The 26,684-nt window shown below is 72.7% G+C and carries 21 protein-coding genes; 11 read left to right on the top strand and 10 right to left on the bottom strand.

Annotated elements, in window-relative coordinates:
- Positions 1 to 4: 4 nt before the first annotated feature.
- From ACZ5CZ_RS08415 to ACZ5CZ_RS08400, 4 genes are all read right to left on the bottom strand, one after another.
- Complete coding sequence (locus ACZ5CZ_RS08415; protein ID WP_468940432.1) at positions 5 to 1,276, bottom strand: protein kinase domain-containing protein; 1,272 nt, start codon at positions 1,274 to 1,276, stop codon at positions 5 to 7.
- A gap of 24 nt (positions 1,277 to 1,300) precedes the next feature.
- A complete protein-coding gene (locus ACZ5CZ_RS08410) occupies positions 1,301 to 3,445 on the bottom strand; it encodes a putative bifunctional diguanylate cyclase/phosphodiesterase (RefSeq protein ID WP_385846081.1) in 2,145 nt (714 codons plus the stop codon).
- Complete coding sequence (locus ACZ5CZ_RS08405; protein ID WP_385846082.1) at positions 3,442 to 4,254, bottom strand: SAM-dependent methyltransferase; 813 nt, start codon at positions 4,252 to 4,254, stop codon at positions 3,442 to 3,444. Before ACZ5CZ_RS08405 ends, ACZ5CZ_RS08410 begins: the two co-directional genes overlap by 4 nt.
- A gap of 253 nt (positions 4,255 to 4,507) precedes the next feature.
- Complete coding sequence (locus tag ACZ5CZ_RS08400) at positions 4,508 to 5,467, bottom strand: SCO0930 family lipoprotein (protein WP_385846137.1); 960 nt, start codon at positions 5,465 to 5,467, stop codon at positions 4,508 to 4,510.
- Positions 5,468 to 6,133: 666 nt separating this feature from the next.
- On the opposite strand from ACZ5CZ_RS08400, the gene ACZ5CZ_RS08395 reads away from it, so the two are divergent.
- From ACZ5CZ_RS08395 to ACZ5CZ_RS08385, 3 genes are all read left to right on the top strand, one after another.
- Positions 6,134 to 6,262: a hypothetical protein gene (locus tag ACZ5CZ_RS08395; protein WP_385846083.1), complete on the top strand. Its 129-nt coding sequence runs from the start codon at positions 6,134 to 6,136 to the stop codon at positions 6,260 to 6,262.
- A gap of 33 nt (positions 6,263 to 6,295) precedes the next feature.
- Positions 6,296 to 7,060, top strand: a complete 765-nt coding sequence (locus ACZ5CZ_RS08390; RefSeq protein WP_385846085.1) for a bestrophin-like domain — start codon at positions 6,296 to 6,298, stop codon at positions 7,058 to 7,060.
- A gap of 172 nt (positions 7,061 to 7,232) precedes the next feature.
- The gene (locus ACZ5CZ_RS08385; RefSeq protein WP_468940427.1) at positions 7,233 to 7,790 is read left to right on the top strand and encodes a hypothetical protein; all 558 of its coding nucleotides are present in this window, start codon (positions 7,233 to 7,235) and stop codon (positions 7,788 to 7,790) included.
- 52 nt (positions 7,791 to 7,842) lie between these two features.
- Here the strand turns inward: ACZ5CZ_RS08385 and ACZ5CZ_RS08380 are convergent, their stop codons facing one another.
- Positions 7,843 to 8,676: a hypothetical protein gene (locus ACZ5CZ_RS08380; protein WP_468940424.1), complete on the bottom strand. Its 834-nt coding sequence runs from the start codon at positions 8,674 to 8,676 to the stop codon at positions 7,843 to 7,845.
- A gap of 332 nt (positions 8,677 to 9,008) precedes the next feature.
- Between ACZ5CZ_RS08380 and ACZ5CZ_RS08375 the strand changes: the two genes are divergently transcribed.
- Positions 9,009 to 9,680 (top strand): class F sortase, encoded by a 672-nt coding sequence (locus ACZ5CZ_RS08375; protein ID WP_387055431.1) that lies wholly within the window; start codon positions 9,009 to 9,011, stop codon positions 9,678 to 9,680.
- Positions 9,681 to 9,713: 33 nt separating this feature from the next.
- On the opposite strand, the gene ACZ5CZ_RS08370 is transcribed toward ACZ5CZ_RS08375, so the two are convergent.
- Positions 9,714 to 10,553, bottom strand: coding sequence for a polysaccharide deacetylase family protein (locus tag ACZ5CZ_RS08370; protein WP_468940421.1), 840 nt, complete (start codon positions 10,551 to 10,553; stop codon positions 9,714 to 9,716).
- A gap of 190 nt (positions 10,554 to 10,743) precedes the next feature.
- Between ACZ5CZ_RS08370 and ACZ5CZ_RS08365 the strand changes: the two genes are divergently transcribed.
- Positions 10,744 to 12,228, top strand: a complete 1,485-nt coding sequence (locus ACZ5CZ_RS08365) for an MFS transporter (RefSeq protein WP_468940418.1) — start codon at positions 10,744 to 10,746, stop codon at positions 12,226 to 12,228.
- Here ACZ5CZ_RS08365 and lysX read toward each other — a convergent pair.
- Complete coding sequence (lysX, locus tag ACZ5CZ_RS08360; RefSeq protein ID WP_468940415.1) at positions 12,164 to 15,448, bottom strand: bifunctional lysylphosphatidylglycerol synthetase/lysine--tRNA ligase LysX; 3,285 nt, start codon at positions 15,446 to 15,448, stop codon at positions 12,164 to 12,166. The genes ACZ5CZ_RS08365 and lysX overlap by 65 nt on opposite strands.
- Positions 15,449 to 15,537: 89 nt before the next feature.
- On the opposite strand from lysX, the gene ACZ5CZ_RS08355 reads away from it, so the two are divergent.
- Both ACZ5CZ_RS08355 and ACZ5CZ_RS08350 read left to right on the top strand, forming a co-directional pair.
- On the top strand, positions 15,538 to 15,993 hold the full coding sequence (locus ACZ5CZ_RS08355; RefSeq protein WP_385846092.1) for a universal stress protein: 456 nt from the start codon (positions 15,538 to 15,540) through the stop codon (positions 15,991 to 15,993).
- Positions 15,994 to 17,002: 1,009 nt separating this feature from the next.
- Positions 17,003 to 18,427, top strand: coding sequence for an amino acid permease (locus tag ACZ5CZ_RS08350; protein ID WP_468940413.1), 1,425 nt, complete (start codon positions 17,003 to 17,005; stop codon positions 18,425 to 18,427).
- 22 nt (positions 18,428 to 18,449) lie between these two features.
- Here ACZ5CZ_RS08350 and ACZ5CZ_RS08345 read toward each other — a convergent pair whose 3' ends face one another.
- Complete coding sequence (locus ACZ5CZ_RS08345) at positions 18,450 to 19,601, bottom strand: CapA family protein (protein WP_468940411.1); 1,152 nt, start codon at positions 19,599 to 19,601, stop codon at positions 18,450 to 18,452.
- 293 nt (positions 19,602 to 19,894) lie between these two features.
- Between ACZ5CZ_RS08345 and ACZ5CZ_RS08340 the strand changes: the two genes are divergently transcribed.
- From ACZ5CZ_RS08340 to ACZ5CZ_RS08330, 3 genes are all read left to right on the top strand, one after another.
- Positions 19,895 to 20,443 carry a sigma-70 family RNA polymerase sigma factor gene (locus tag ACZ5CZ_RS08340; protein WP_450783983.1) on the top strand — a complete coding sequence of 183 codons (549 nt, stop codon included), beginning with the start codon at positions 19,895 to 19,897 and terminating at the stop codon, positions 20,441 to 20,443.
- A gap of 144 nt (positions 20,444 to 20,587) precedes the next feature.
- A complete protein-coding gene (locus ACZ5CZ_RS08335) occupies positions 20,588 to 21,103 on the top strand; it encodes a hypothetical protein (RefSeq protein ID WP_385846097.1) in 516 nt (171 codons plus the stop codon).
- A 278-nt stretch (positions 21,104 to 21,381) separates the two neighbouring features.
- Positions 21,382 to 22,035 (top strand): zf-HC2 domain-containing protein, encoded by a 654-nt coding sequence (locus ACZ5CZ_RS08330; protein ID WP_468940408.1) that lies wholly within the window; start codon positions 21,382 to 21,384, stop codon positions 22,033 to 22,035.
- Positions 22,036 to 22,056: 21 nt separating this feature from the next.
- Here ACZ5CZ_RS08330 and ACZ5CZ_RS08325 read toward each other — a convergent pair whose 3' ends face one another.
- Complete coding sequence (locus ACZ5CZ_RS08325; protein ID WP_468940406.1) at positions 22,057 to 22,920, bottom strand: Fpg/Nei family DNA glycosylase; 864 nt, start codon at positions 22,918 to 22,920, stop codon at positions 22,057 to 22,059.
- 42 nt (positions 22,921 to 22,962) lie between these two features.
- Positions 22,963 to 25,047 carry a SpoIIE family protein phosphatase gene (locus tag ACZ5CZ_RS08320; RefSeq protein ID WP_385846101.1) on the bottom strand — a complete coding sequence of 695 codons (2,085 nt, stop codon included), beginning with the start codon at positions 25,045 to 25,047 and terminating at the stop codon, positions 22,963 to 22,965.
- A 187-nt stretch (positions 25,048 to 25,234) separates the two neighbouring features.
- On the opposite strand from ACZ5CZ_RS08320, the gene ACZ5CZ_RS08315 reads away from it, so the two are divergent.
- Positions 25,235 to 26,656, top strand: a complete 1,422-nt coding sequence (locus tag ACZ5CZ_RS08315; RefSeq protein ID WP_468940403.1) for a lipase maturation factor family protein — start codon at positions 25,235 to 25,237, stop codon at positions 26,654 to 26,656.
- Positions 26,657 to 26,684: the final 28 nt, after the last annotated feature.

The raw sequence follows: 26,684 nt of genomic DNA, 5'->3' as shown, positions 1-26,684 counted from the left end.
GGCCCTAGCGGTGCCTGCCCTGGTACAGGTGGGCGTTCACGCGGACCTGGAGGAAGCGGTTGGCGAGGCCGAGGCCGATGCCGACGGGGATCGCCGTGTACCAGGGCACCAGCAGCAGGCACAGCACCAGCGCGACCGAGCCGACGGCCAGGGGCACGGCGACGGAGGGGGGCGCGGCCGGCGCAACGGTCACGGGCGGGGTGCGCGGCGCCTGGGCGGGAACGGGTGGGGTGCGCGGTGGCCGGGGCAGCGGGGCGGGGATCGTGGGCGCGGGCGGGGTGTCGTACGGGGTAGGGCCCTCCAGGGTGCCGGCGGCCGTCGCCGTGGCCGTGGGGTCCGGGGACGCGGCGACGGCGCGGGCGCGCACATCGGCCTGGGCGCCGGCCGGCTGCGCGCTGCGCCCTCGCGGGGGTGCGGTGAGTGCCGTCAGACGGGTGCGGACCTCCGCCGCGGTCGCGGGGCGGGCGGCGGGGTCCTTGGCCAGCAGGTCGAGGATCAGCTGTTCCAGGGCGGCCGGCAGTCCGGGCCGCAGCCGGCCGGGCGGCTGGGGCGGCTCCTCGATGTGCTTGAGCAGCAGCGAGTGCCAGGCACCGGCCTGGAAAGGGGGCCGTCCGGTGACGAGTTCGTAGAGGATGCAGCCGAGCGAGTACAGGTCGGTGCGGGCGTCCACCGGGACGTCCCCGCGGGCCTGCTCCGGCGACATGTAGGCGGGCGTGCCCACGATCTGGCCGGTGACGGTGAGCGTGGTCGTCGCACCGGGCCCCTCCAGCAGGCGGGCGATGCCGAAGTCCAGCACCTTCACCTGGCGGTCCGCGGGGTCCTCGCCCTCGTCGCCGGTGACGAGCACATTGCCCGGCTTCATGTCCCGGTGCACCACCCCGGCGGCATGGGCGGTGCCCAGCGCCCGGCACATCTGGCCGGCCCAGCGCAGCGTGTCGGCCGTCGAGGGCAGCCCCTCGCTGATCACCCCGGCCAGCGAGCGGCCCCGCACCAGCTCCATGACCAGGTACGGCACCTCCTCACCCGGGTCCCGGCGGGCCATGCCCAGCTCGTGGACGGTGACGATGTGCGGGCTGGACAGCCGGGCGGCGGCCCGGGCCTCCCGTACGAACCGGGCGGCGAGGCTCGGGTCCCGCTCGGCGGTGAGCACGGTGAGCAGCTTGACCGCCACCTCGCGGTGCAGATGCCCGTCGTGCGCCCGCCACACCTCGCCCATGCCGCCCGCGCCGATCCGCTCCGTCAGCCGGTAGCGCCCGTCCAACAGCCCCTGAGGCACGCTCTTCCCCCCACTCGCCCCATGTCAGCCCGTCGCGTCCACCAGTGCCAGCTGGTGCAGGCGCTCCGGTGGGCCGGGGCGAGCGTAGTACCAGCCCTGGGCCGTGTCGCAGCCCAGTATCCGCAACTGCTCGGCCTGCGCGCCGGTTTCCACTCCCTCGACGGTGACGGCGAGATCGAGGCTGTGGGCCAGCGAGACGATCCCCTCGACGATCTTGAGGTCGACGGGGTCGGCCGGGAACTGCTGCATGCCCTGGGTGAAGGAGCGGTCCAGTTTCAGGATGCTCACCGGCAGCCGGCGCAGGTTGGCGAGGTTCGAGTAGCCGGTGCCGAAGTCGTCCAGGGCGATGTCCACGCCCATCTCGGCCAGCCGGCGCAGCGGTTTGAGCAGGTCGTCGTCGGCGCCGATCAGGGCCGACTCGGTGACCTCCAGACACAGGGCGTCCGGGGTGACCCCCGCGCGTTCGAGGATGTCCACCGTGTCCTGGACGAGACCGGGATGGCTGAGCTGGCAGGGCGAGAGATTGACGTTGATGCGCAGCGGTCCGGCGCTGGTCTGCTCGCCGTAGCGTTCGCGCCACTCGCGGGCCTGGCGGACCGACTCCTGGAGGACCCAGCGGCCCAGCGGCACGATCAGGCCGGTGTGCTCGGCGAGCGGGATGAACCGGTCCGGGCCGAGGACGCCGTGCTGCGGATGCAGCCAGCGCACCAGGGCCTCGGCGCCGCGCACGCTGCCGTCGCCGAGGTGGACGAGCGGCTGGTACTCGATGAAGAACTCGCCGCGCTCCAGCGCCGTCGGCAGGGCGGTGGTGAGGCCGTGCCGGGTGATGGCGCGGGCGTCGGCCTCGGGGTCGGCCAGCTCGAAGCGGTTGCCGCCCGCGGACTTCGCCCGGTACATGGTGATGTCCGCGCTGCGCAGGACCTCCGCCGCCGTGCGCTCGCCCGCCGGGCCCTCGACGATGCCGAGGCTGCCGCGCACCAGCAGGTCCCGGCCGTCGATGCTGATGGGGGTGACCAGCGCGTTCATGATCCGCTCGGCCAGTTCGTCCACCGAGCGCTCGGTGCCGGGGCCGGTGGTCAGGGCGACGAACTCGTCGCCGCCGAGCCGGGCGACCATCTCGCCGGGCGCGGTCGCGCAGGACTGGAGCCGGTCGGCGACCTCCACCAGCAGCCGGTCGCCGGCCGCGTGGCCGAGGCTGTCGTTGATGGTCTTGAAGCCGTCCAGGTCGAGATAGCACAGGCCGAAGCGCTGGCCCTCGCCCGCGTTGAGGACCTTCTCCAGACGCTCGAAGAACAGGGTGCGGTTGGGCAGTCCGGTCAGGGCGTCGTGGGTGGCCTCGTAGCGCAGCCGGAGGTTGAGCAGCCGCCGCTCGGTGGTGTCCTCCATGAGGGCGAGCTGGTACTGCGGCCTGCCGTCGGCGTCGCGCAGCAGGGAGACCGTCAGGTTGGTCCACAGGACCGTGCCGTCCTGGCGGTTGAACGCCTTCTCCAGGTGGTAATGCTCGCGTTCGCCGTTGACCAGTTCGTCGTAGAGCTTCCAGGTCTGCGGGGCGTCCTCGGGGTGCGTCCAGTCCTGCACCCGGCGGCCGCGCAGCGACTGGTCGGTGAGCCCGAACATGCGCAGCAGCGCCTCGTTGACCTGGAGGACGTTGCCGTCGAGGTCGGCGATGCCGATCCCTATCGCGGCGCCCTCGAAGACCGCGCGGAAGCGGGCCTCGCTGGCGTGCAGCGCCTGGGCCACCACGCCCTGCGCCTGCAACGCGGCCTGGGCGATGGCCTCCTGCTCGGCGAGGGTGCGGCGGCGCAGCGCCTGGGCGTAGCCGGCGGCCATCGCGTGCTGCAACCGCGAGGAGCGCATGCGCAGTTCCTCCTGCGGGCCGTCCTCGCCGCAGTAGAGCACCAGGTACGCGTCGACGCAGTCCAGGGTGCGGTTCAGCGTCTCGGGGTCGGTGCAGTGCGCCTCGACCAGGGCGGCGCCGACCGCCTTGGCCCCGTCCGCGTCGAAGCTGCGGGCCAGCAGCAGCTCGCTCAGCCGGCGGGCGAGCGGGAGCAGTTGCTCCTCGAATTCCACGCGTGTGAGTGACGTCGAGGTCACCGGGTAGAGCGCCCGGCTCCAGATCGTCGTCAGCCGGCGCAGTCTGTCCTCCGGCCCGTCCGGTTCCGCGCTCACGCCGAACGCCCCACGCCGGCGAACCCGGAGAAGGCATACGGATCCTCGTCCTCCGGCGCCGAATCCGGGCGCCAGTGCGGCATCGGCACCAGTCCGGGTTCCACCATGTCGTACCCCTCGAAGAACCGCGCGATCTCCTCGCGCGAGCGCATGATCAGCGGGTTGCGAATGTCCTTGTATACGTCCACCGCGCCCTCGGCCCGATCAGCCGGCACCGGGATTCCCTCGTACGAGGCATGGGTGAGCACCAGCAGGCTGCCGGGGGCGAGCGCGTCGCGCAGCTCGGCGACCGCAGCGTAGGGGTCGTCCGCGTCTTCCACGAAGTGCAGTATGGCAACGAGCAGCAGGGCCACTGGTCGGTTCAGGTCGATCAGCCGCTGTACCTCGGGGCTGTCGAGGATCTCCTTGGGGCCCAGCAGATCGGCGGCGACCACGTCCGCGTCGGGGTTGCCCGCGAGCACGGCCCGGCTGTGCTCGACGGCCACCGGGTCGTGGTCCACGTACACGACATGGGCTCCGGGTACGGCCGCCTGCGCCACCTCGTGGACATTGCCGAAGGTGGGGATGCCGGAGCCGATGTCGAGGAACTGGGTGATGCCCTCGGCGGCCGCGAACCGCACCGCCCGGCGCATGAACGCCCGGTTGGCCTGCATGATCTTGGGCAGGCCCGGCATGAACTCCAGCGCCCTGCGGGCCGCTTCCCGGTCGACCTCGAAGTTGTGCGAACCGCCCAGGTAGTAGTCGTAGATCCGCGAGACGCTCGGCACCGAGATGTCGATGCTCCGTGGGGCCCAGGCGGGACGCTCCATGTATCTCTCCAAGGCGTGGACAACAGTCGTAGGCGATCCGGTGTTCGAGCAGAGGCTACTGATCGCCCGCGAAAGGAGCGACCTGAACCGGAAATTGACCGTCCGTTCCCGGTCACTGCCTGCGGCAAGTGCCCGGACGACCCCGTTGCGTGAAGGTTCCGGAACGCAGCGGTCCGCCCCCTCCGTGCGGTGCGGAGGGGGCGGACCTTCGGCCGGGTGCCGGGCGGGCGGGTGATCGACCCGGGGAGGTGATCTACTTGCCCGGCGCGCCGACCGGCTTGCCGTCGGGCGAGACGGCGTACCAGGTGCCGCCCACGCCCTGACCGTTGATGTCGCCGGGGGTCTTGTCCCCGGAGAAGGTGTAGACGGGCCAGCAGTTGACGGTCATCTGCTTCACTCCGTCGGGACGGGTGAAGCCCATCAGGCCCTTCTTCTTGACGCCCTTGGTGTCGTCGGCGCTCACGACGCCGACGGCCGGCCACTTCTCCAGGCAGGCGCCGGTGCAGTGGGAGACGGGCTTCGGCCAGGCCTGGTCCTTCAGGAAGCGGTAGACCGTCATGCCGTTCCTGTCGACGACGATGTCACCGAGCTTGGCGTCCTTGCGGACGGACAGACCGGGCAGCTCGGACAGGGATGCCTTCTTGCCGTCGGGTGCGAGGGCGAACCACTTGCCGCCCACGCCCTGGCCCTTCACATCACCGGCCTTGGCGTCCTTGGCGTAACGGTAGGCGGGCCAGCCGGCGATGGTGAGCTGCTTGCTGCCGTCGGCGCGGGTGACCTCGCCGAGCAGCGCCTTGTCGATGCCGGCACCGGCGGTGGCGTCGTCGGCGGGCACCGGGGGCCAGGTGGTGGCGCAGTCCCCGGAGCAGTTGGACTTGGGCGGGTTGGCGGTGTCCTCGTCGAAGCGGTACAGGGTCATGCCGGCGCCGTCGGTCACCACCTTGCCCAGCTCGGCGTTGGTGGCCGCGGTCAGCTTGCCCGCCGGGGCGCCGGGGGCGGCCGAGCCGGAACTCTGGTTGCCGTCGGCGCCGTAGCCGTTGCCCGTGCCGGTGCCGGTGCCCGCGCTGCCGTAGTCGCCCGCCGCGGCCGTGGCGCCCACGTTCTGGGCGGAGGACGCGGGAGCGGAGGCGTTGTCCTGACCGCACGCCGTCGTCAGCGCCAGCACCGCCGCGGCCGCGGCCCCCAGTGAGGCGGTCCGCCAGGAGGTCTTCATCGTCAACTCCACATCATCGCCTGGATGTTGCAGCGCCTTGCCGCGCCGCCGCACGGACATGGGTACGCGGCGCGGGGGCCGGAGCGTTCAACGGGAGACGGAATTTCTTGCCGGAACCTGGGACGCCGGTCAAACCTCAGGGCGCCCGTTGTCCCTCTTTCGGATCAATCTGGGCGCGCTCCGGCGTGCGACGGTGCTCCGCGCCCCATGATCTTCGTCGTGCCTGGACCCGAAACGACCCGATGCGCGCCCGCCACACGGGTGTTGACCCTCTTGACACTGACCTGGACCCTGGTGGGCTGCCCGGTCGGCAGCGCGTCGGCCGACGCGTGTGCGTACGCCTCGACGGGACCGGACGGCACCGTGGCGGTGGCCTGGGCCGGCGGCCGGCACTGGCCGACTCCCCCGCCCTGCCCCGCGCCCACCCCGCCCCCATGCCCGCCCACGCCGACCCCCACCCCCACACCGACCCCCACGCCGAAGCCACCGCCCCCGCCGAAGCCGAAGCCGACACCCAGGCCCCGGCCGAAGCCACCCGCCCCGGCGCCGCCCGCACCCCGGCCGACCCCCACCCCCACGCCCACACCCACCCCGCCCCCCGCACCGAAGCCACCGCCCCCGCCGAAGCCGAAGCCCAGGCCCACCCCGCGGCCCTCGGTGACCCCGGTGAGCTACCCGGCGTACCACCCGCACCCGGTCGCCCACTCCGCACCCGGCCACACCACGCCGGTCACCTACGTCCTGCTCATCACCGTCCCGGCGATCGTCGCCGTCGCGGCCCTGCGGCCGCGCTGACCCGCCGGCCCGCCCCACCCCCGGAGGTATCCGTTGTCGGATTGGCTTGTTCTCGTCCTCGCGATGCTGGCCGCCTGTGCCGTGGTGGTCGTCGTGACCGTCCTACGGCACAAGCGCGCCCCCGAGGACGAGGACCCCAGCGAGACCCCGGACGTCATCGAGTACATGACCATGTGGATCGGGGTCGTGTACGCGATCGTCCTGGGCCTGGCCATCGCGGGGGTGTGGGAGGCCCGCAACTCCGCCCAGGACTATGTGCAGAGCGAGGCCCAGGCGCTGCACGAGATCTCGGAGCGGGTCCGGGTCTACCCGCCGGACGTCCGCGACCGCGTCCGGGCCGACGTCGACGCCTATGTCGGCTATGTGGTGCGCACCGAGTGGCCGGCGATGTCACGCGAGGAGCAGGTCACCGGCCGCGGCTCCGAACTGCTCCAGAAGGTCCGCCAGGACGTCACCGACTACCAGCCGAAGAACGACTTCGAGGCGCAGGCCTACCAGCCGCTGCTGGACCAGATGACCGCCGCCGACCAGGCGCGCAACGCCCGCGCCGACTCCACCGGGGCGACCATGCCGCCGGTGGTGTGGTGGGGGCTGCTCACCGGCGCGGTGATCACCGTCGGCATGGTGTTCGCACTCCAGATCCGGCGCACCAAGCGGGAGCTGGTGCTGGCCGGGCTGTTCTCCGCGACCATCGCCTTCATGCTGTTCCTCATCTGGGACTTCGACGCGCCGTTCAGCCGGGGCATCGCGGTGACCGCGGAACCGTTCCTCAATCTGTTCCCGTCCGTCACCGGGTAGTCCCCCGGCCGCAGCAGTGTTTTCACCCTGACGGCGGACACCCGTCCCCCGTTCGCGTTACTGCGATCGCGCGGGTGTACGGATGTTTCTAGCGTTCCGCTCATCGAGGTGCACATCTCGCGCCTGGCGGAAGAAGGTCCGCGGCTGCTCCTCGGGGACCGGAGGAAACACCATGCGCGCGATACGCCTCGCGTCGGCCGCACTGCTGGGCCTCGGCGCCCTCGCCGTGTGCGCGCCGGCGGTCATGGCCGGTGACGACCACGATGTCACACCGTTCGGCTTCCGGATCACACCGACCACGGTGGCCGCGGGCGAGACGGTGAGCCTGCGGTTCGACCGGGACGGCAGTGGCTGCCGGGGCACCGCCACGGTGTCCTCCGGGATCTTCGACACCGTGCGGATTCCGCCGGGGCGCTCCTCGGCGACCGCCGTGGTCGACCGGGGCGCCCGGCCGGCGACCGCGTACTCGGTCACGTTCGAGTGTGACGGGACGCGGGGCAGCACGGACCTCACCATCGGCGGCGGCCGCGACGACGGCTACCAGCGGCCCGGGCGGAGCGAGCCGGTCGACCCGGTCGATCCGGTGCAGCGCGGGGTGCGGGCCGGCACCGGCGGCAGCATCGGCGGGTTCGACCCGGGGCGGATCGCCCTGGGCGCGGCCCTGATCACCGGCTCGGCGGCCGCGGCCTACCACTTCACCCACCGCCGGTCCACGGGGCACGGCGGCTGACCGGCCGCACCGGCTGCGGGTGGGCGGACCGCGGCCGCACCGGACGGACGGCTCAGAGGCCTCGCTCGCCGCGGCGGCGCAGCCAGAAGAACGCCCCGCCGATCAGCGCCGTGCCCACCAGACCGCCGCCGATGGCCATGTCGGCCGGGGTGGCGCCGGTGGTCGTACCGCCGCCGACACCGCCGTGCACCCCGCCGATGACGGTGAAGGCCGCCGGGCGGGTCAGGCTCCGGCCGTCGCAGCGGACCGTCAGGTCGTACCGGCCGGGGCGGGCGTCCCGGTCGATGGTGGCGATCGCCCGCGCCGTGTCGTCGCGGAACGGCGACAGCGGGGCGGTGCCGAAGGCGCGGGAGAAGATGCTGCCGCCGCGGCAGCCGCCCACGGTGACCGTGAGCCGGCCTCCGGCGGCGATCACGCTGGGGGTGGCCGCGATGTTCCGCGGGCCGCCGTCGTCCCGTCCGCCGCCCCAGTTGTCGTTCCGGTCGCCCCAGTTGTCGTCCCGGTCGCCGTCGCCGCGGTTGTTGTCACCCCGGTTGCCGTCACCCCGGTTGCCGTCGCCGCGATTGCCGTCGCCCCGGTTGTTGTCGCCCCGGTTGTTGTCGCCCCGCCCCCCGAAGTCGTCCCCGCGGCCCCGCCCGCCGAAGTCGTCGCCCCGGCCGCGGCCCCCGAAGTCGTCCCCCCGTCCCGGGTCGCGGAAGGGGCCGGTGCCGTTGAAGTGGCCGTTGAAGGTGCCGCTGAAGCTGCTGCCGGTGTCGGGCCCGATGTTGGTGTTGTTGTTGGACGGGCCGCCCCCGTTGCCCATGCCGTCCGCGACGGCCACAGGGGCGGCGAGCCCGAGCACGGCGGCCGCGGCGACCGCGGCCGCCAGGGCACGTTGGTTTCGCATGTGATCCTCCGCGGGAGGCCGGCCGGGTCCCGTACCCGGTCGATCGGCGAGAAAGCACCTCCCGGGAAGACCCTCGGGCGCGCGGAACACGCCCGCATGTCGAGAATGGTCCGTCCTGGTGATACGCCACACCGTGCGGAAAGCACACAATCGGATATTCTCGCAGGTCACGGACCGTCAGAAATTTCCTGCGAACGGCAACTCGGATGGCGCACCGGAGATACTCCGGGCCACCCGTTCGCCGGTCGACCCGTCGCCCGTCGCGCGCGCGGGACTTAGCGTTTTCCCATGCGCGACGACGGGGCGCATGCCGCGTCGAGAGGGGATGGCGAATGTCTGCGACCGAGCTGTCCGAGCTTGCCGAAGAGGAGGAGCGGCGGAGGAAGCGCGCCCCGTGGGGCGTGATAGCGCTTGTTCTGCTGACCGGTCTGGCGCTCATTCGGAATGGTTCGGGGGAGTTCGATGTCGGCCCGCCGCAGCCGGCCTCGGCCGCGGCTCCGGACAGCCGCGGCACCGCGGACCTGCTCGGTGGCGCGCCCGCCCCGCTGCCGTTCTCCGCGGTGGACCGGGTGCGGATCCCGGCGATCCGGGTGGACGCCCCGGTGATGCCGGTCGGCCTGGACCCGGACGGCTGGGTCGGCGCTCCGCCGCCGGAGGACCCCAATCTGGCCGGCTGGTTCACCGGCGCGGTCTCCCCCGGCGAGAAGGGCACCGCCGTCGTGGTCGGCCATGTCGACAACAAGCAGGGGCCGGCGGTGTTCTACGGACTCGGGGCGCTGAAGAAGGGAAACCGGGTCGAGATTCTGCGCCATGACGGAAAGACCGCGGTGTTCGAGGTCTATGGAATCGAGGTCTTCGAGAAGAGCCATTTCCCCGGGGACCGGGTGTACGGCTCGAAGGGCGACCCGGAACTCCGGGTCATCACCTGTGGTGGCGGCTTTTCGAAGCAGAACGGCTACGACGGGAATGTCGTGGTCTTCGCCCGCCTGGTCTCGGTCGTCTGAGCGGGCGGGCGAAGACCGGGGAGGGTCAGCAGGTCATACGCGTCTGCGCGGCACGGTGAGGTGATAGCCGTTGTCGAGCAGATAGGGCAGGTACTCGCGGATCGCGCGGACACTCTGCGAGCGGTCGCCCCCGGCGTCGTGGGAGAGCACCACGACACCGGGGGCGGCGCCGCTCTCCACCCGGTCGACGATCGTGCTCGTGCCCGGGGTCATCCAGTCGGTGGTGTCGACGGTCCAGGCCATCGGTTCCATGCCCATCTCGGCGCCCAGCTGGAAGGCGGCGCGGTTCCAGGCGCCGTAGGGGGCGCGGAACCACTGCGGGCGTTCGCCGTAGGCGTCCTCGATGATGTCGCTGGTGCTCTCCATCTCGGAGCGGATCTCGCGGCGGTTGAGGGTGGTCAGCAGCGGGTGGGTCCAGGTGTGGTTGCCCACGACATGGCCCTCGTCGGCCATCCGGGCCACCAGCTCCTTGTTGTCGACGACGCACTCGCCGCACAGGAAGAACATGGCGCGGACGTCGTACCGGGCGAGGGTGTCCAGGATGTGCGGGGTGTAGTCCGGGTGGGGACCGTCGTCGAAGGTCAGCATCATGTGCCGGCCGCGCCCGGAGATGCGCAGGATGGGCTCGTTGCGCACCTTGAGCCTGCGGGGTGCGGTGGGCGGCGGGCCGTAGCCGGTGAGCGGCTGGAGCCGGAAGGCGGAGGACTTGAGGACCTGGCGGGCCTGTGGTCCGGCGACGGGGGCGGGAGCGGAGGCGGGGGCGGTCTCCTCGCCGCCGGCCGCGAGGACGGCTCCGGCGGTTCCCGCGGCTCCCAGGGCGGCCGCACCGGCGAGGAGCATCCGGCGTCGTGTGAACAACTGATCCTTCTGCATGACTCATCAGTCGCCCCGCGAACCTCCGGGCCACCACAACGGCACCGGTGCGGCGGGGGGAAAGCACCCGGTCGGAGCAGTTCCGCGGCGGTGTGGAACCCGGTGGGGGGCTTCTGATAGTCATTCAGTCCGCGGAATTTCCGGAGACTGCCGGCACGGCTGGCAACGGGCAGGGGGGCGAGGGAAGTTGGTGCAGGGGGGAGCGGACGGGCCGCGGCGCAGCGGTCCGGCGGTGGTGCTGCTGGGCGCGGCCCAGGTGCTGGTCGTCTTCGACACCACGGTGTTCACGATGGGGCTGCCCCGGATCATGTACCGGTCGGGGCTGGACTTCACCGGACTGGTCTGGCTGCTGACCGTGTACAGCGTGTGCTTCGCCGCGCTGCCGGTGCTCGCGACGGCGCTCGGCCGGGCGTTCGGGCAGCGGCGGGTGCTGATGGGCGGGCTGGCGCTGTCCAGCGCGGCCGCGGTGGTGCCGGCGGTGACGGCGGACGCCACGCTGCTGCTGGCCTCGCGGGCGGTGCAGGGGATCGCGGCGGCGGTCATCACGGCCGGTGCGCTGGCCCTGATCGACGCCACGCATGCCGAGGGGCCGGGCCGGGACCGGGCGCTGAACGTGCACTTCGCGGTGGTCGCCTGTGCCGGGCCGGCCGTGCTGCTGCCGACGCTGATGCTGCTGGACCTCACCCGGCCCCCGGAGACGGTGTTCTGGGTGCAGGCCGCGGCCGGACTGCTGCTCCTGCTGCTGACCCCGTTCACGCTCGGCGAGTCCGAGCCCGTGCCGGATGCCGCCGGACGGGTGGGCCGGGCGGCGCTGGCCGTCGTACCGCTGGGTTTCCTGGCGTGGTTCACGGACTGGCTGGGGAACCACAGCACGTCCGCGACCACGGTCATCGCCGTCGCGGTGGCCGGTGCGCTGGTGCCGTCCGCGCTGGGCTGGTTCGGCCGGCGCGAGCAGATGCCCGAGCTGCTCGCCCGGCTGGGCCGGGAGCGGGCCGCGTTCGGCGCGTACACGGTGGTGGTGCTGCTGGCGTCCGGGCTGGCCGGTTTCATGTTCGCGCTCACGCTCGCCCTCCAGGAGATCGGCGGGCTGTCGCCGATGCAGGTCGGCTGGACGATGCTGTCGACCGTCGCCGGTCTGGTGCTGGGCTGTCTGGTGCTGCCCCGGCTGGCCGGGGCGGCCGGGATCGGGCCGACGGTGGCCGGGGCGTGCGGTGTGGCGGCCGCCGGGTTTCTGCTGCTGACGCTGGAGGACTCGTTCGGGGCCGGCGATGTGCTGCTGCCGCTGCTGCTGGTCGGCTTCGGCTGCGGGGTGCTGGCCCTGCCGGCGGCGTTCGCGCGGTCCGGCAGCGGTGCGCTGCCGCAGGGGCTCAACGCGTCCCGGCAGCTGGGCGCCGGTCTGGGCGTGTCGCTGTTCGACGGGATCTTCACCGCGGCGCAGCAGAAGATGCCCTCGGGCGGGACGGTCGCGTTCAAGGACTACAAGAGGTACTTCCTCGGCGCGGTCCGGGACGGCTTCGTCCTCGGGGTGGCCCTGGCGCTGACCGCCGCCGTGATCGCGCTGCTGACGCTGTCCCGGCGGTACCTCCCGGAGCCCGCCGGGGACCCGGGGGTCAGCGGCGGCGCACCAACGGGAACGGCAGGGTCTCCCGGATCGTCAGCCCCGTCAGGAACATGACGAGCCGGTCGACGCCGATGCCGAGGCCGCCCGTCGGCGGCATCGCGTACTCCAGGGCCTGGAGGAAGTCCTCGTCCAGCTCCATCGCCTCGGGGTCGCCGCCCGCGGCCAGCAGGGACTGCTCGGTGAGACGGCGGCGCTGTTCGACGGGGTCGGTCAGCTCCGAGTAGGCGGTGCCGAGTTCGGTGCCGAAGGCGACCAGGTCCCAGCGTTCGGCGAGCCGCGGGTCGGTGCGGTGCTGCCGGGTGAGCGGGGAGACGTCGGTCGGGAAGTCCTTGTAGAAGGTGGGCAGCCGGGTGTGCTGTTCGATGAGCCGCTCGTACATCTCCAGCACGACGTCGCCGGGGGTGTCGTCCGCGGTGTACGGCACTCCGGTGCGGTCGCACAGTCGGTGCAGCCTCAGCAGTTCGGTGCCGGGGCCGATCTCCTCGCCCAGCGTCTCGGACAGGGCGCCGTACACGGTCTTGACCTGCCAGGCGCCGGAGATGTCGTACTCCTGGCCGTCCTTGTGGGCCACCGGGGAGCCGAAGGCGGCGGTGGCGGCGGCCTGGACCAGCTCCCGGGTGAGGTCGAGCATGACGTCGTAGTCGGCGTACGCCTGGTAGGCCTCGAGCATCGTGAACTCGGGGTTGTGCTTGTAGGAGACGCCCTCGTTGCGGAACGTGCGGCCCAGTTCGAAGACCTTCTCCAGGCCGCCGACGCACAGCCGTTTCAGATACAGCTCGGGGGCGATGCGCAGATAGAGGCCGAGGTCGTAGGCGTTGCTGTGGGTGGTGAAGGGCCGGGCGTTGGCGCCGCCGTGCACCTGCTGGAGCATCGGTGTCTCGACCTCCAGGTAGCCGCGGTCGAGGAGGGTCTGACGCAGCGCCTGTACGGCGGCGGAACGGGCGCGGAGCACGGCGCGGGCGTCCGGGCTGGTGATCAGGTCGAGATGACGGCGGCGGACCTTGGTCTCGGGGTCGGCCAGGCCCCGGCGCTTGTCCGGCAGCGGGTGCAGGCACTTGCCGGTGAGCTGCCAGGAGGTGACGAAGACGGTGGGTTCGCCCCGGTCGCTCGGGCGGGTGCGGCCGCTCGCGGTGATGTGGTCGCCGATGTCGGTGTCGGCGGTGAACCGGTCGAGGGCGGTGGCGCCGGTCGTGTCGCGGGTGAGGGCGATCTGGTGGTCGCCGGACCAGTCGCGCAGCACGGCGAAGACGATGCCGCCGAAGTCACGCACCAGCATGACGCGTCCGGCCACGGTGACGTCCGTGTCCGGGGGCAGGCCGGCCAGGGCGTGGGTGGGGGCGGGGACGCCGACGGGGTAGGGGTCGGTGCCGGTGGCGCGCAGCCGGTCCAGGGTGCGGTGCCGGACGCGGACCTGGTCGGGCAGGCCCGCGTCCGGGGCTGCGGGCCCGGCCTGGTCCCCTCCGTCGAGGCCGAGCGCCGTCAGGGACGGCAGCCCGTGGGTGGTGGCGGGCCGCTGTCCGGTCTTCTTCGGGTGCCCCTTTCCCCAGAGCTTGCGCAGGGACGGTACGGAGACGAAGCCCTCGGCGATCCCGGAGGCGAGGCCGATGCGGGCGAGGGCACCGGTGTCGCCGTAGCAGAGGAACCGGGGGTACCACTCGGGGTGGTACTTGGCGTTGGAGCGGTACAGGGCCTCCAGTTGCCACCAGCGGGAGAAGAACAGCAGCAGGCGGCGCCAGAGCCTGAGGACCGGTCCGGCGCCGATGCGGGCGCCCTCCTCGAAGACGGACCGGAAGACGGCGAAGTTCAGCGAGATCCGGCGTACGCCCAGTTTGGGGGCGGCCGCGCACAGTTCGGCGACCATGAACTCCATCACCCCGTTGGGCGCGGACCGGTCACGGCGCATCAGGTCCAGGGAGATGCCGTCGCGGCCCCAGGGCACGAAGGAGAGCAGGGCGAGGAGCCGGCCGTCCTCGCCGAGGGCCTCGACGAGCAGGCAGTCGCCGTCGGCGGGGTCGCCGAGCCGGTCCAGGGCCATGGAGAAGCCGCGTTCGGTCTCGGTGTCGCGCCAGGCGTCCGCCTTGTCGACGATCTCCTCCATCTCGCGTTCGGTGAGGGTGGCGTGGCGGCGGATCCGGGTGGTGGCGCCGGTACGGCGGACCCGGTGCACGGCCTGCCGGGTGACCCGCATCTCGCGGCCGTCCAGGTCGAAGGCGGCGACGTGCACGATCGCCTCGTCGCCCAGTTGCAGGGCGCCGAGCCCGGCGCGGGCGTAGGCGCGGGCGCCGTCCTCGGAGGCGCCCATCACGGCGGGCGCCCAGGCGTAGCGGCGGGCCACGTCCAGCCAGGCGGCGATGGCGTGCGGCCAGGCCTCCGTGTCGCCGACGGGGTCGCCGCTGGCGAGGCAGACACCGGCCTCGACACGGTAGGTGACGGCGGCCTTGCCGCTGGGCGAGAAGACGACGGCCTTGTCCCGGCGGGTGGCGAAGTAGCCGAGGGAGTCGCGTGCGCCGTAGGCCCCGAGCAGGGCGCGGATGCGGGCCTCCTCGTCGTCGTGCAGGGCGGCTTCCAGGCGCTGGGAGCGGAACAGGGTGGCGGCGGCGTTGAGCAGGGCGAGCGCGCCGAGCAGGCCGAGGACGAAGGTGACCTGGCGCGGCGGCCGCCCGTCGAAGGAGCTTGCCGAGACGAGTCCGCCGCACACCCGGTCGGCCGCCCAGGCCAGGTGCTGGTCGGCCGGGAGCGTGCCGGGGAACAGCAGGACCAGGCCCCAGCCCAGCAGGATCGCCACGACGAGTCCGCCCAGCAGCACGGTGAGCGCCCGCCACACCGCGCCGCGGCGGGAGGCGGCGTAGAACTCACCGCGGGCCACCACCAGCAGGAGCAGCAGCAGGGCGCACAGCACGAGGGACGGCAGTGACTGCGCGTACAGCCCGAGGGCCAGGCCCAGGGCATCGCTGAGGACGAGCAGGCCGAGGTAGACGACGACCAGCCACCAGGCGACCTTCTTGCGGGCCGCGGTGGCCGCGGCCAGCAGGAACAGGAAGACGGCGTAGGCGAGGTTCGCGCTGATCGGGACCAGCAGCAGGTCGAGGGCGTGGACGACGGGGCGGAGCAGCCGGCGCAGCGGCTCGACGATCGCGAGTACGGCGCACAGCAGGCCCAGCGCGGCGAAGAGGGTCCCGAAGGCCTCCGGCACCCAGCCGAGGCGGCCGCCGGCGGCCGGGCGTATCGGGGCCGCGCCGTCCCGCCGTGCGGGGTGCTCCGCGGTGGCAGTCATGGTTCCGACTGTAGGAAGGGGCCGGGCCGCTCGCCCGTCGAGCGGGCCCGGCGGGCGGGGGGAACAGGGGGTTCCGATAGCCTCGGGCCGTGACGGAACAGCATCGGTTCGAGCGGGGCACGGACGGTCCGAAGGTGATTCTGGTCGGGGTGGACGGCTCCGACTCCTCGATGCGGGCGGCCGCCTACGCGAGCGGGCTCGCCCGGCGCCAGCACGCGCTGCTGGCGGTGGTGTACGTGCAGCCGGTACTGGCCGCCGGGACGGCGCTCGGGGTGCCGGTGGTGGACCCGGCCGAGGAGATCGCCGAGGACCTGGTCGCCCAGATCCGGGCGGCGGCCGAGCGGGCCAAGGGGATGTTCGAGGTGCGCTGGGAGTTCCACACCTTCCGCGGCGACCCCTACACCGGCCTGGTGAAGGCGGCCGAGGACCTGAAGGCGGACGCGGTGGTGGTGGGCACCTCGGAACAGGCGGGACACCGGATCATCGGCTCGGTGGCAGTGCGGCTGGTCAAGGCCGGCCGCTGGCCGGTGACGGTGGTGCCGTAGGCACGGGCAGCGTGCCGCGCAGCGGGGTGCGGGGACGGTGAGCGGCAGGGGGCCGGGGGCGGTGATGCCGATTCCGGCGAGCCGGTGGAACCGGTGCCGGGGCAGCGCTCGGGCCTGCCGAGTCCCCGTTGGGCCGTAGGGCCACGCGGCAGCGCGACCGCAGCAGCGGGCGCGGAGGCTGGGAGCCGGGGAGGCGGTGAGCGGCGGGGTGCGGGGCCGGGGGCGGTGATGCCGATTCCGGTGAGCCGGTGGTACCGGTGCCGGGGCAGCGCTCGGGCGTGCCGAGTGCCCGTTGGGCCGTAGGGCCACGCGGCAGCGCGACCGCAGCAGCGGGCGCGGAGGCTGGGAGCCGGGGGGCGCTAAGCGGCGAGGCGCGGGGCCAGGGGGCGCTGAGGCCGATTCCGGCGAGCCGGTGGTACCGATGCCGGGGCAGCGCTCGGGCATGCCGAGTGCCCGTTGGGCCGTAGGGCCACGCGGCAGCGCGACCGCAGCAACGGGCGCGGAGGCTGGGAGCCGGGGGGCGGTGAGCGGCGGGGTGCGGGGCCGGGGGCGGTGATGCCGATTCCGGTGAGCCGGTGGAACCGGTGCCGGGGCAGCGCTCGGGCATGCCGAGTGCCGGACTGCCGTAGGGCGCTACGGCAGCGCGGCAGCGCGTCTGCGGGCGCAGGAACGAGGGCTGGAGCCGGGGGCCGGTGAGCGGCGAGGGGCGCGGCCGGGGGCGGTGAGGCCGATTCCCTGAGCCGGTGATGCCGATGCCGGGGGCACCGCCTGGGTGTGCCGAGTGGCGGGCGGGCCGTAGGGCGCCGCTGCAGCGCGTCCGCGGCAGCGCGCACAGGCGCGGGGGCTGGGAGCGGGGGGCGGTGACGTGCGGGGCGGGCTTTCCCGGGCCGCCCGGCAATAGGGCCGGAGGTGGTCCGGGTGTGATGTGCGTGGCGTCTTCCGTAGGGGTGCCGGGTGGGCCATCATGATCCGCCGTCAGCCGTTTGCCGTCGGGGAAGAGGTGAGGCGCATGGACCGGCTCCGCGCGGGTGAGGGGATTCTCCGCCGCAAACCCATCGAGCACATCGAGGAGACCGAGGTCGCCGAGGGCCCCCGGCTGGAGCGGTCGCTCGGGCTGTTGCAGCTGACCGCGATCGGCGTCGGCGGCATCATCGGAGCGGGCATCTTCACGCTGGCCGGCACGGTCGCCAACGGCATCGCCGGCCCCGCGGTGGTGGTGTCCTTCCTCATCGCCGGCCTGGCGAGCGCCTGCGCCGCGCTGTCGTACGCCGAGTTCGCGGGGCTGATCCCGAAGGCGGGGTCGGCGTACACCTACGGCTACGCGGTGCTCGGCGAGTTCGCGGGCTGGTTCATCGGCTGGGACCTGCTGCTGGAGTACACCGCGATCGTGGCGGTGGTGGCGATCGGCATCTCCGGCTACTTCGGCTTCCTGGTCCAGGAGATGGGCGCGAACCTGCCGCAGTGGATGCTGGGCGCGCCGGGGACCGGGAGCGGGCACCGGGTCGATCTGTTCGCGGCCGCGCTGTGCCTGCTGATCGCCTGGCTGCTGAACCTGGGCATCCGCAGCGCGGCCCGCTTCGAGACGGTGGTGGTGGTGCTGAAGGTCCTGGTGGTGCTCCTGGTGATCGGGGTGGGCGTGTTCCACATCGACACCGCGAACTACCACCCGTTCTTCCCGTACGGCATCAGCGGTGCCTTCACCGGTGCGGCGACGGTGTTCTTCGCGGTGTTCGGCTACGACGCGATGTCGACGGCGGCCGAGGAGTCGAAGGACGCCCAGCGGCACATGCCCAAGGCGATCATCTACTCGCTGGCGATCTCGATGGTGCTGTACGTGGCGGCCTGCCTGGTGCTGACCGGCATGCAGAACTACAAGGACATCGACAAGAAGAGCGGCTTCTCCACGGCGTTCAAGTCGGTGGGGCTGGACCGGCTGGCGGACGTGATCGCGGTGGGCGCGATCATCGGCATCCTCACTGTCATGTTCACGTTCATGTTGGGGGTTACTCGTGTCTGGTTCTCCATGTCCCGGGACGGACTGCTCCCCCGCTGGTTCGCCAAGACGCACCCCACCCGGCATGTGCCGACCCGGGTGACCTGGATCGTCGGGGTGGCGTCGGCGGCCATCGCCGGGTTCGTCCCGATCGCCGAGGCGGCCGAACTGACCAACATCGGCATCCTGCTGGCGTTCGTCGTGGTGTGCGCGGCCGTGATCGTGCTGCGCTACCGGCAGCCGGAGCTGCCGCGCACCTTCCGCACGCCGTGGATGCCGGTCGTGCCGGCGCTGGGGGTCGTCTTCTCGATCTGGCTGATCACGTTCCTCCAGTGGCAGACGTGGGTGCGGTTCGCGGTGTGGTTCGTGATCGGGTGCGCGATCTACTTCACCTACTCGTACCGGCGGTCGGTACTAGCCACCCGGCCCCCGGCGGCCTGAGCAACACCGGCACCGGCACCGCTCACTCCCCCATGACCAGGCCGTCCTTGGCGGCCCCCCGGCTGAGCACCACGTCCCGGATGCGGTCGCGCACCCCCTCCAGGTCGGCGCCGTCGGCGATGGCCCGGTTGAGGTTCACGACCCGGCCGGCGTCGAGGTCGTACAGCTGCGGCACGAACTCGGCCTTGGCGACCCGCCAGCGGCCGCCGGGGCGCGCGGGCGGGGCGAAGGTGAAGCGGGCGAGGGTGGACTCGTTGCCGCGCGGGTCCTGGACGCCCCGGTCGTTGTACATCTCGCCGGCGATCTGGTCGCCCATGCCGTAGACCACCCAGGTGCCGTTGACCTTCTCGTAGGCCTGCGGGATGTGGGCGTGGGTGCCGAGGATCAGGTCGACGTCCGGGCGGCCGCCGGTGGTGGCGGCGGTGAGCCGCCGGGCGAGGGCGAGCTGCTGACGGTCGGGGTCGTCCTGCCACTCGGTGCCCCAGTGCACGGAGAGGACGACCACGTCGGCGCCGGCCCGCCGGGCGGCACGGGCGTCGGCGATCATCCGCTCCGGGTCGATCAGCCGGACCGCCCAGGGCTCGCCGGGGGGCTGCGGGTTGCCGTTGGTGTCGAAGGTGTACGCCAGATGGGCGACCTTGGCCGGGCCCGCCCGGTAGACGGTGACCGAGCCGGCCTCGGTCTCGGTGCGAGCGGTGCCGGCGTGCTTCAGACCCGCCGCGTCCAGGGCGTCGAGGGTGCGCTCGATGCCGGCGGCGCCGTCGTCCAGGGAGTGGTTGGAGGCGGTGGAGCAGCCGTCGTAGCCGGTGGCGGCGAGGGCCTGGGCGATCTGCGGCGGGGACTTGAAGACCGGGTAGCCGGAGTAGTCGCCGTCGGCGCCGTAGACGGTCTCCATGTGGCACAGCGCCAGATCGGCGCGGGAGACGACGGGTTCGACACCGGAGAGCATGGGCCGGAAGTCGTAGCCGTCGCCTTCGGCGTCGTAGGCGGCACGGTCGATGACGGAGGTGTGCGGCAGCACGTCCCCGGAGGCGACCAGGGTGAAGCCGCGGTCCGCCGCGGGGGCCGGGCGGCCCTGCCCGGCGGACTCCTGGCGCTCCTGGTTCTGACAGGCGGCCGCGGCCGCGAGGACGGCGGTCAGGGCCAGGGCCACCTGCTTTCTGCGTCCGATCATCAGCTCACCCCGGGTCGTCGAACAGGCGTACACGCTGTACGACATAGGTATCGATGTCGCATTTATCGATGTCGTATTTACCGACAAAGGGAGGGCGGGACCGTCAGGGTGAAGCTGACGCACCGGACAAATGACCCGGACGCACTCATCCACCCCCGCCCAGGACCGCCCGGGGCGCCCTGGACCGCTCGTCCGACCGCTCGTCGGACCGTTCGCCGACCCGATCGACCGTCCGGCGCACGGCCGGGCCCGCTCCCTGTCCGTCGCCCGCGGGCCTGCGCTGCGATACGGCCATGACGGCCGGAACCTCACTCCACCCCGGGACGACGACCGCCGAGCACGAGCTGGCCGCGCTCCAGCGCGAGCACGGCGGCCCCCTGTTCGCCCTGCTCCACCGGCTCTGCGACGGTGACCGGCAGCGCGCCGAGGACCTCGTGCAGGAGACTCTGCTGCGGGCCTGGCAGCATCCCGAGGCACTGCACGCCGCGGACTTCGACTCGGTACGGCCCTGGCTGCTGACCGTCGCCCGGCGGCTCGCGATCGACGCCCGGCGGGCCCGGGAGGCGCGCCCCCGCGAGATCGGCGACGCGGTGCCCGAGGACGCGCGGGTCACCGCCGACCACGCCGAGCGGGCCACCGCGGCGCTCGATGTGCGCAGGGCTGTGAAAACGCTCACCCCGGAACACCGTGACGTGCTCGTACTCGTGTACTTCCGCGGGGCGAGTGTGGCGGAAGCGGCGGAAACCCTCGGCATTCCACCGGGTACCGTGAAGTCCCGCGCCTACTACGGGCTGCGCGCTCTGCGCCGGGTCCTGCCCGGTTATGCGACCGACCTGCGGTGAAACCGAAGGCAGCGCAAAGCCTTCGCAAAGCGCCTTGCTGAGGCCCCCGTCGGGGCAATGGGCTGTCCTCATCCACGTTCCGGGCGGGATGGCGGCCCGGGGGGTTCGGGCGACGCGCACGCACCGGAGGAAGGGCAGGAAGGGATGCTGCACAGAGGTCACGAGAGCACGGACGGCACCGGTGGCGGGGAACTGGCCGTCCCGATGGCCTGGTTGTACGCCGAGTACATCGCCGACGAACTGCTGCGCACCGGGGATCTGATGCCGCCGGCGTCCTTCGAGTTCCGGGCCGGCCGGGACGCCCTGGCGCTGACCGTCTTCCTGTCCGACACCGACGGGGAGCTGTCCGGCATCCGGGTGATCTCCCAGCTGGAGAAGTGGCTGTCGCTGACCGCCTACGACCAGCCGTGGCAGGACTGGGTGCGCACCCGCATGGCCGAGCTGACCGAGCGGGCGGCCGCCGCCGGCACCGCCTCGCCCGACCTGGCGCTCGCCGACCAGGCCTGGCGCTGGCTGGAGCAGACCGAGCTGCTCGCGCCGGACCTGGACGCGGTGCCGGGCGGCGGGGCGCTGACCGGCGAGGAGGAGGGCCCACAGGTATGGACCCCGGCCTGGCGGCTCGGCCTCCCCCTCGGCCACCTGGCGATCCACCTCTTCTGACCCCCTGCACCTTCCACCCCCCGGCTCCCCACCCACCGGTTCTTCAGCCTGCCTCTTACGGCCCGCGATCTTCCGGGCACGCCTCTGACTGCCCGCGCCCTTCCGGCCCGCGCCGACCTCCCTGAGACTTTTTCGGGAAAGCGACCAATCCGCCGGGCCGGCCGCTCCGAATCCTCTGAGCGTGATTCTCGGCCTGGCTTGAGTGATTCGGCTGTCGGCTGCGTACGAATGGGAGCAAGGAGTAACCCCACCCCCACTCACCGGCACGAGGATTCGGCATGAGGTCCCTGGAAAGGCATCGCGACGTCGGCGCATACGCGCTCGGCGTGCTGGACGAGGCGGAGGCCTTCCGCTTCGAGGACCACCTCATGGAGTGCCCCCGGTGCGCGGCGCAGGTGACCGAATTCCGCCCCACCGCACGACAGTTGTCGCTCTACCGCCGGGCCACGCCGCGCTGGGTGCAGCCCCTGGCGCACCCCGGCCACCGGCTGCTGGAACGACTGCTCGCCGAGCTGGCGCACCGGCGCCGGGCGGCCCGCCGCCGGCTGCTGTACGGCCTGGCCGCCTCGGTGGTGCTGGCCGCGGCCGGCTCGGGGATCACGGCCTTCGCCGGCCAGGGGGCGCCGGCCGCTCGGGTCAGCGCGGCGACCGATCCGCACACCGGGGTGTGGGCCGAGGTCACGGCCGCGGACGGGGACTCGGGCAGCCGGCTGCTGCTGCGGGTGAAGGACGGCACCGGACCGCACACCTGCCGACTGGTGGCCGTGGGCCGCGACGGCTCCGAACAGGTCGTCGGCACCTGGCAGGAGTCCGGCCACGGCACCGCCGTCTTCACCGGACTCGGCTCCACCGCCCTGCACCCGGACCAGATCGCCCACTTCGACGTGCGCACCGCCGACGGCCGGCCCCTGGTGACCGTCAAGGCGCCCTGAAGCCTCTGCCGCCCCGCCCGCTCACTTCAGCAGCCGGGACAGCCGCCGGTCCGCGAGCGGCTTGCCGCCCGTCTGGCAGGTGGGGCAGTACTGGAGCGAGGAGTCGCTGAAGGAGACCTCGCGGATGGTGTCGCCGCACACCGGGCAGGGCTCGCCGGTGCGGCCGTGGACACGCAGCCCGCTCTTCTTCTCCGCCTTCAGCCGCCCGGCGGCCGTGCCCCGCGAGCGCTCGACCGCCTCGGTGAGGGTGGTGCGCAGAGCCTCGTACAGCTGGTGGGTCTCCTCGGGGGTGAGGGAGGCGGCGAGCTTGAACGGGGACATCTTCGCCGCGTGCAGGATCTCGTCGCTGTAGGCGTTGCCGACGCCCGCGATCAGGGACTGGTCGCGCAGCGCGCCCTTCAGCTGCCGCCGCTCGTCCGTCAGCAGGGCGGCGAAGCGGGCCTCGTCGAAACCGGCGGCGAGCGGGTCCGGGCCGAGCCGGGCGATACCGGGCACCTCCTGCGGGTCGCGGACCACGTACACCGCGAGGCGCTTCTGGGTGCCGGCCTCGGTCAGGTCGAAGCCCTCGCCGCCGTCCAGCGCCACGCGCAGCGCGAGCGGGCCCTTGCCGGGGCGGGGCGGGGTGTCCGGCAGCCGGTCCTTCCACTGGAGCCAGCCCGCGCGGGCCAGGTGGGTCACCAGGTGCAGCCCGCTGTCCGCGGCGATGTCGAGGAACTTGCCGTACCGGCGTACGGCCGTCACGGTGCCGCCCTCGAGGGCGCCGACCGGTGGGTCGTACGTCTTCAGGACGCTGATCGCGACCGGCAGCACCCGCACCACCCGGCGGCCGGCCAGGTGCTCGGCGAGGAAGTCCGCCAGCGCTTCCACTTCGGGCAGTTCCGGCATACGTCCAGGGTGCCATCCGGTGCCGGCACCGCCAGCCGGGACTCAGCCGCCCGGGACGCGGAACTCGCACCACACCGCCTTGCCGCTGCCGCGCGCCTCCACCCCCCAGCCGTCGGCGAGCATCTCCACCAGGAACAGACCGCGGCCGGAGACGCCGTCCTCGCCCGCCTCGCGGCGGCGCGGCAGGGCGCTGGAGGAGTCCTCCACCTCGATCCGGAGCCTGCGGTCGCTGCCGGCCAGCTCCCGCAGGGTGACGATCGCCGAGCCCTCGGTGTGCATCAGCGCATTGGTGACCAACTCGTCGGCGACCAGCTCGATCTCGTCGGCCCGGTCACCCGCGCCCCACACCCCGACCGCGGCACGGATCATGTGCCGGGCCTGGGTGAGGGCGTCCGGGTCGCCGGGGGCCACATGCTGCTGGAGCCGTCCGCCCGGCCCGGCGGCCTCCGGCTCCTGGCGGTGCAGCAGGAGCAGGGCCACGTCGTCGTCGCCGCCGCGCTCCTCGGCCAGCTGGATCAGCCGGTCGGCCAGGGCGCGCACGTCCTCCGGGCCGGCGCAGATGTGCTCCACGAGACTGCGTACACCGTCGTCCAGGTCGGTGCCGGGCTGTTCGACCAGCCCGTCGGTGCACAGCAGCAGGGTCTGTCCGGGGTCGAGTTCCAGGGTGCCGACCGGGTACTCCAGGCGTCCGAACTCGGCGGACAGGCCGAGCGGCAGCCCGCCGTCGACCTGGATGCGCCGGCAGGTGCCGTCGGTGTCCCGGATGAACGGGTCGATGTGCCCGGCGCGCACCACCTGCACCACTCCGGTGGACAGGTCGGCCTCCGCGTACAGGCAGGTGGCGAAGCGGTCGGTGTCCAGTTCGTGCAGGAAGACGGAGGCGCGGGCCATCACGGTGGCCGGGGTGTGGCCCTCGGCGGCGTAGGCGCGCAGCACGATCCGCAGCTGCCCCATCACGGCGGCCGCGTGGGTGTCATGGCCCTGGACGTCGCCGATGACCGCGCCGACCCGGCCGCCGGGCAGCGGGATGAGGTCGTACCAGTCGCCGCCGATGTCCCGGCCGAGGGTGCCGCCGGCGGTGGCGGCGCGGTAGCGGACGGCGATGTCGGCGCCGGGGACGCTGGGGATGGTGCGGGGCAGCATGGCCTGCTGGAGGCCCTGGGCGAGGTCTTTCTCCTGCTCGTAGAGCATGGCCCGCTGGAGGCTCTGCGCGATGCTGCTGCCGAGCGCGACCAGCACCGCGCGCTCTTCGGCGGAGAAGCCGCGCCGGTCGTTGTAGAGCAGCCCGATACCGCCGATCGGGCGAGCCTGGGCGATCAGCGGGAGGTAGGCGGCCGAGGTGATGTGCAGATCGGTGAGGTGCGGCCAGAGGATCGGGTAGTCCTCGGCGAACTCCTCCGGGGACTCGATGAACCGCGGTACGAGGGTGCGGACGACCTCGCTCATCGGATACGGCTCGTCGATCCGGGTGACCTCCGTGCCGGGCACCGAGGCGTAGGCGGGGCCCTCCGCGACGAGCCGGATCCGGCCCGCCTCGACCAGTCCCATCACCAGGCTGGCCGCGCCGACGTTGCGGATGCCGTGGGTGTCCTTGAGGACCTCGATGACGTCCTGGACGGTGCGGGCGTGGGCGAGGGCCGCGGAGATGGCCTGGACGACGTTGGTCTGCTGGCGGAACGCCTCGTCCTGGGCGGTGCGCACGGTGCGGGCCACGCTGTCGGTGAGTTCCTCGGTGGCGTCGCGGACCACGCCGACGACCCGGCGCGGGCGGCCGGTGCCGTCCCGGCGGATGTAGCCCTGGGTGTGGGTCCAGCGCGTGCTGCCGTCCTGGCGGCGGATGCGGAAGTAGGCGCCGTAGTTCTCGCTGCCGTCCTTGATGGCGCGGGCCACCACCGCGTCCAGCCGGGCCAGCTCGGGCTGGGGCACGCGGGCGGTCAGCGACTCGATGCGGCCGTCGAATTCGTCCGGCCGCATATCGAACACCCGGTGCGCCTGGGCGTCCATGTGGTATTGGCCCGTGTCCAGGTCCCAGTCGAAGGTGCCCATGTGGTTGAGCTCCAGGATCGGGTCCGGATGGGCGGGCCAGTCCTCCGGGAGTGACAGGGCACTCGCTCCCCGATCAGCCATGCGCCCACCTTGCCAGGATTTGGCCGATTCTTCGACCCGGTCGACCGGTTGGGTGCGCGAGACGCCCCATCAGGCCATCTCCGCACCGTCCACTTATCATCACTCTGAGTGATTCCCCACCATGATGGGCATCACTCCCGTCCGGGCGGCAACTCGAAGCACAGGCCATGAGGGAGACGACCGAGGCGTGGACTGGTTCACCGCACCCGACTACTGGCTGACCCGGCTGGTCTTCCAGCGGGCCCTGGCCGGCGTGTACCTGTTCGCGTTCCTGACGGCCGCACGGCAGTTCCGCGCCCTGCTCGGCGAGCGCGGCATGCTGCCGGTCCCCCGGTTCGTGGCGCGGGTGCCCTTCAAGCGGGCTCCGAGCCTGTTCCAGCTGCACTACTCCGACCGGTTCTTCGCGGGGTGCGCCTGGGCCGGCTGCGCGGTCTCGGCGGCCCTGCTGACCGGTGCGGACTCGCTGCTGCCGCTGTGGGCCGGGATCCTGCTGTGGCTGGTGCCGTGGGCGCTGTATCTGTCGATCGTCAACGTGGGACAGACCTGGTACGCGTTCGGCTGGGAGTCGCTGCTGCTGGAGACCGGCTTCCTCGCCGCGTTCCTCGGCAACGGCACGGTGGCTCCGCCGATCGTCGTGCTGTTCCTGCTGCGCTGGATCCTCTTCCGCGTCGAGTTCGGCGCGGGGCTGATCAAGCTGCGCGGCGACGCGTGCTGGCGCAAGCTGACCTGCCTGGACTACCACCACGAGACGCAGCCCATGCCGGGCCCGCTGAGCTGGTTCTTCCACCATCTGCCGAAGCCGCTGCACCGGGTGGAGGTGGCCGCCAACCACGTCACCCAGTTGGCCGTACCGGTGCTGCTGTTCACCCCGCAGCCGATCGCCTCGGGCGCCGCCGCGCTGATGATCGTCACCCAGCTGTGGCTGGTCCTCTCGGGCAACTTCTCCTGGCTGAACTGGATCACCATCGTGCTCGCGCTGTCCGCGCTGCGGCTCCCGGCGACCGCGCCGCAGGTCCCGGCGGCACCGCTGTGGTACGAGGTGCTGGTGCTCGCCGTCGCCGCGCTGCTGCTCTTCCTCAGCTACCGCCCGGTGGCGAACATGGTCTCCCGGCGCCAGGTGATGAACCGCTCCTTCGACCCGCTGCACCTGGTGAACACCTACGGCGCGTTCGGCAGCGTCAGCCGGGTCCGCTACGAGGTCGTGGTCGAGGGCACGCTGGACGAGGTGCCGCGGGAGGACTCGGACTGGCGGGAGTACGAGTTCCGGGGCAAGCCCGGCGATCCCCGGCGCTGGCCGCGCCAGTTCGCGCCGTACCATCTGCGCCTGGACTGGCTGATGTGGTTCGCGGCACTGTCCCCGGCCTACGCCGGCGACTGGTTCGGCCCCCTGGTGGAACGCCTGCTGGAGAACGACCGCGACACCCTGCGGCTGCTGCGCCGCTCCCCCTTCCCGCCGGACACCCCGCCCCGGCACATCCGCGCCCGCCTCTTCCGCTACCGCTACACCACCTGGCAGCAGCTGCGGCAGACGGGCGCCTGCTGGGAGCGGACGTATGTACGCGAGTACCTTCCGCCGACCCGCTTGGCGGGGGCCGTACGGCAGTCGTAGGCGGTGACAGGGGGGTGGGCGGGACCGG

It is taken from the genome of Streptomyces sp. NPDC031418, from assembly GCF_055581605.1.
Note: the sequence above shows the minus strand (reverse complement) of the source record. Positions and strands in the feature narration are given on the sequence as shown.

Bases quoted from the DNA above. Each gene is read 5' to 3' on its own strand.
- ACZ5CZ_RS08405 (WP_385846082.1), bottom strand. From the start codon at position 4,254: ATGGAGCGTCCCGCCTGGGCCCCACGGAGCATCGACATCTCGGTGCCG.
- ACZ5CZ_RS08400 (WP_385846137.1), bottom strand. From the start codon at position 5,467: ATGAAGACCTCCTGGCGGACCGCCTCACTGGGGGCCGCGGCCGCGGCG.
- ACZ5CZ_RS08385 (WP_468940427.1), top strand. From the start codon at position 7,233: ATGCGCGCGATACGCCTCGCGTCGGCCGCACTGCTGGGCCTCGGCGCC.
- ACZ5CZ_RS08380 (WP_468940424.1), bottom strand. From the start codon at position 8,676: ATGCGAAACCAACGTGCCCTGGCGGCCGCGGTCGCCGCGGCCGCCGTG.
- ACZ5CZ_RS08375 (WP_387055431.1), top strand. From the start codon at position 9,009: ATGTCTGCGACCGAGCTGTCCGAGCTTGCCGAAGAGGAGGAGCGGCGG.
- ACZ5CZ_RS08370 (WP_468940421.1), bottom strand. From the start codon at position 10,553: ATGCAGAAGGATCAGTTGTTCACACGACGCCGGATGCTCCTCGCCGGT.
- lysX (WP_468940415.1), bottom strand. From the start codon at position 15,448: ATGACTGCCACCGCGGAGCACCCCGCACGGCGGGACGGCGCGGCCCCG.
- ACZ5CZ_RS08350 (WP_468940413.1), top strand. From the start codon at position 17,003: ATGGACCGGCTCCGCGCGGGTGAGGGGATTCTCCGCCGCAAACCCATC.
- ACZ5CZ_RS08345 (WP_468940411.1), bottom strand. From the start codon at position 19,601: ATGATCGGACGCAGAAAGCAGGTGGCCCTGGCCCTGACCGCCGTCCTC.
- ACZ5CZ_RS08340 (WP_450783983.1), top strand. From the start codon at position 19,895: ATGACGGCCGGAACCTCACTCCACCCCGGGACGACGACCGCCGAGCAC.
- ACZ5CZ_RS08335 (WP_385846097.1), top strand. From the start codon at position 20,588: ATGCTGCACAGAGGTCACGAGAGCACGGACGGCACCGGTGGCGGGGAA.
- ACZ5CZ_RS08330 (WP_468940408.1), top strand. From the start codon at position 21,382: ATGAGGTCCCTGGAAAGGCATCGCGACGTCGGCGCATACGCGCTCGGC.
- ACZ5CZ_RS08325 (WP_468940406.1), bottom strand. From the start codon at position 22,920: ATGCCGGAACTGCCCGAAGTGGAAGCGCTGGCGGACTTCCTCGCCGAG.
- ACZ5CZ_RS08320 (WP_385846101.1), bottom strand. From the start codon at position 25,047: ATGGCTGATCGGGGAGCGAGTGCCCTGTCACTCCCGGAGGACTGGCCC.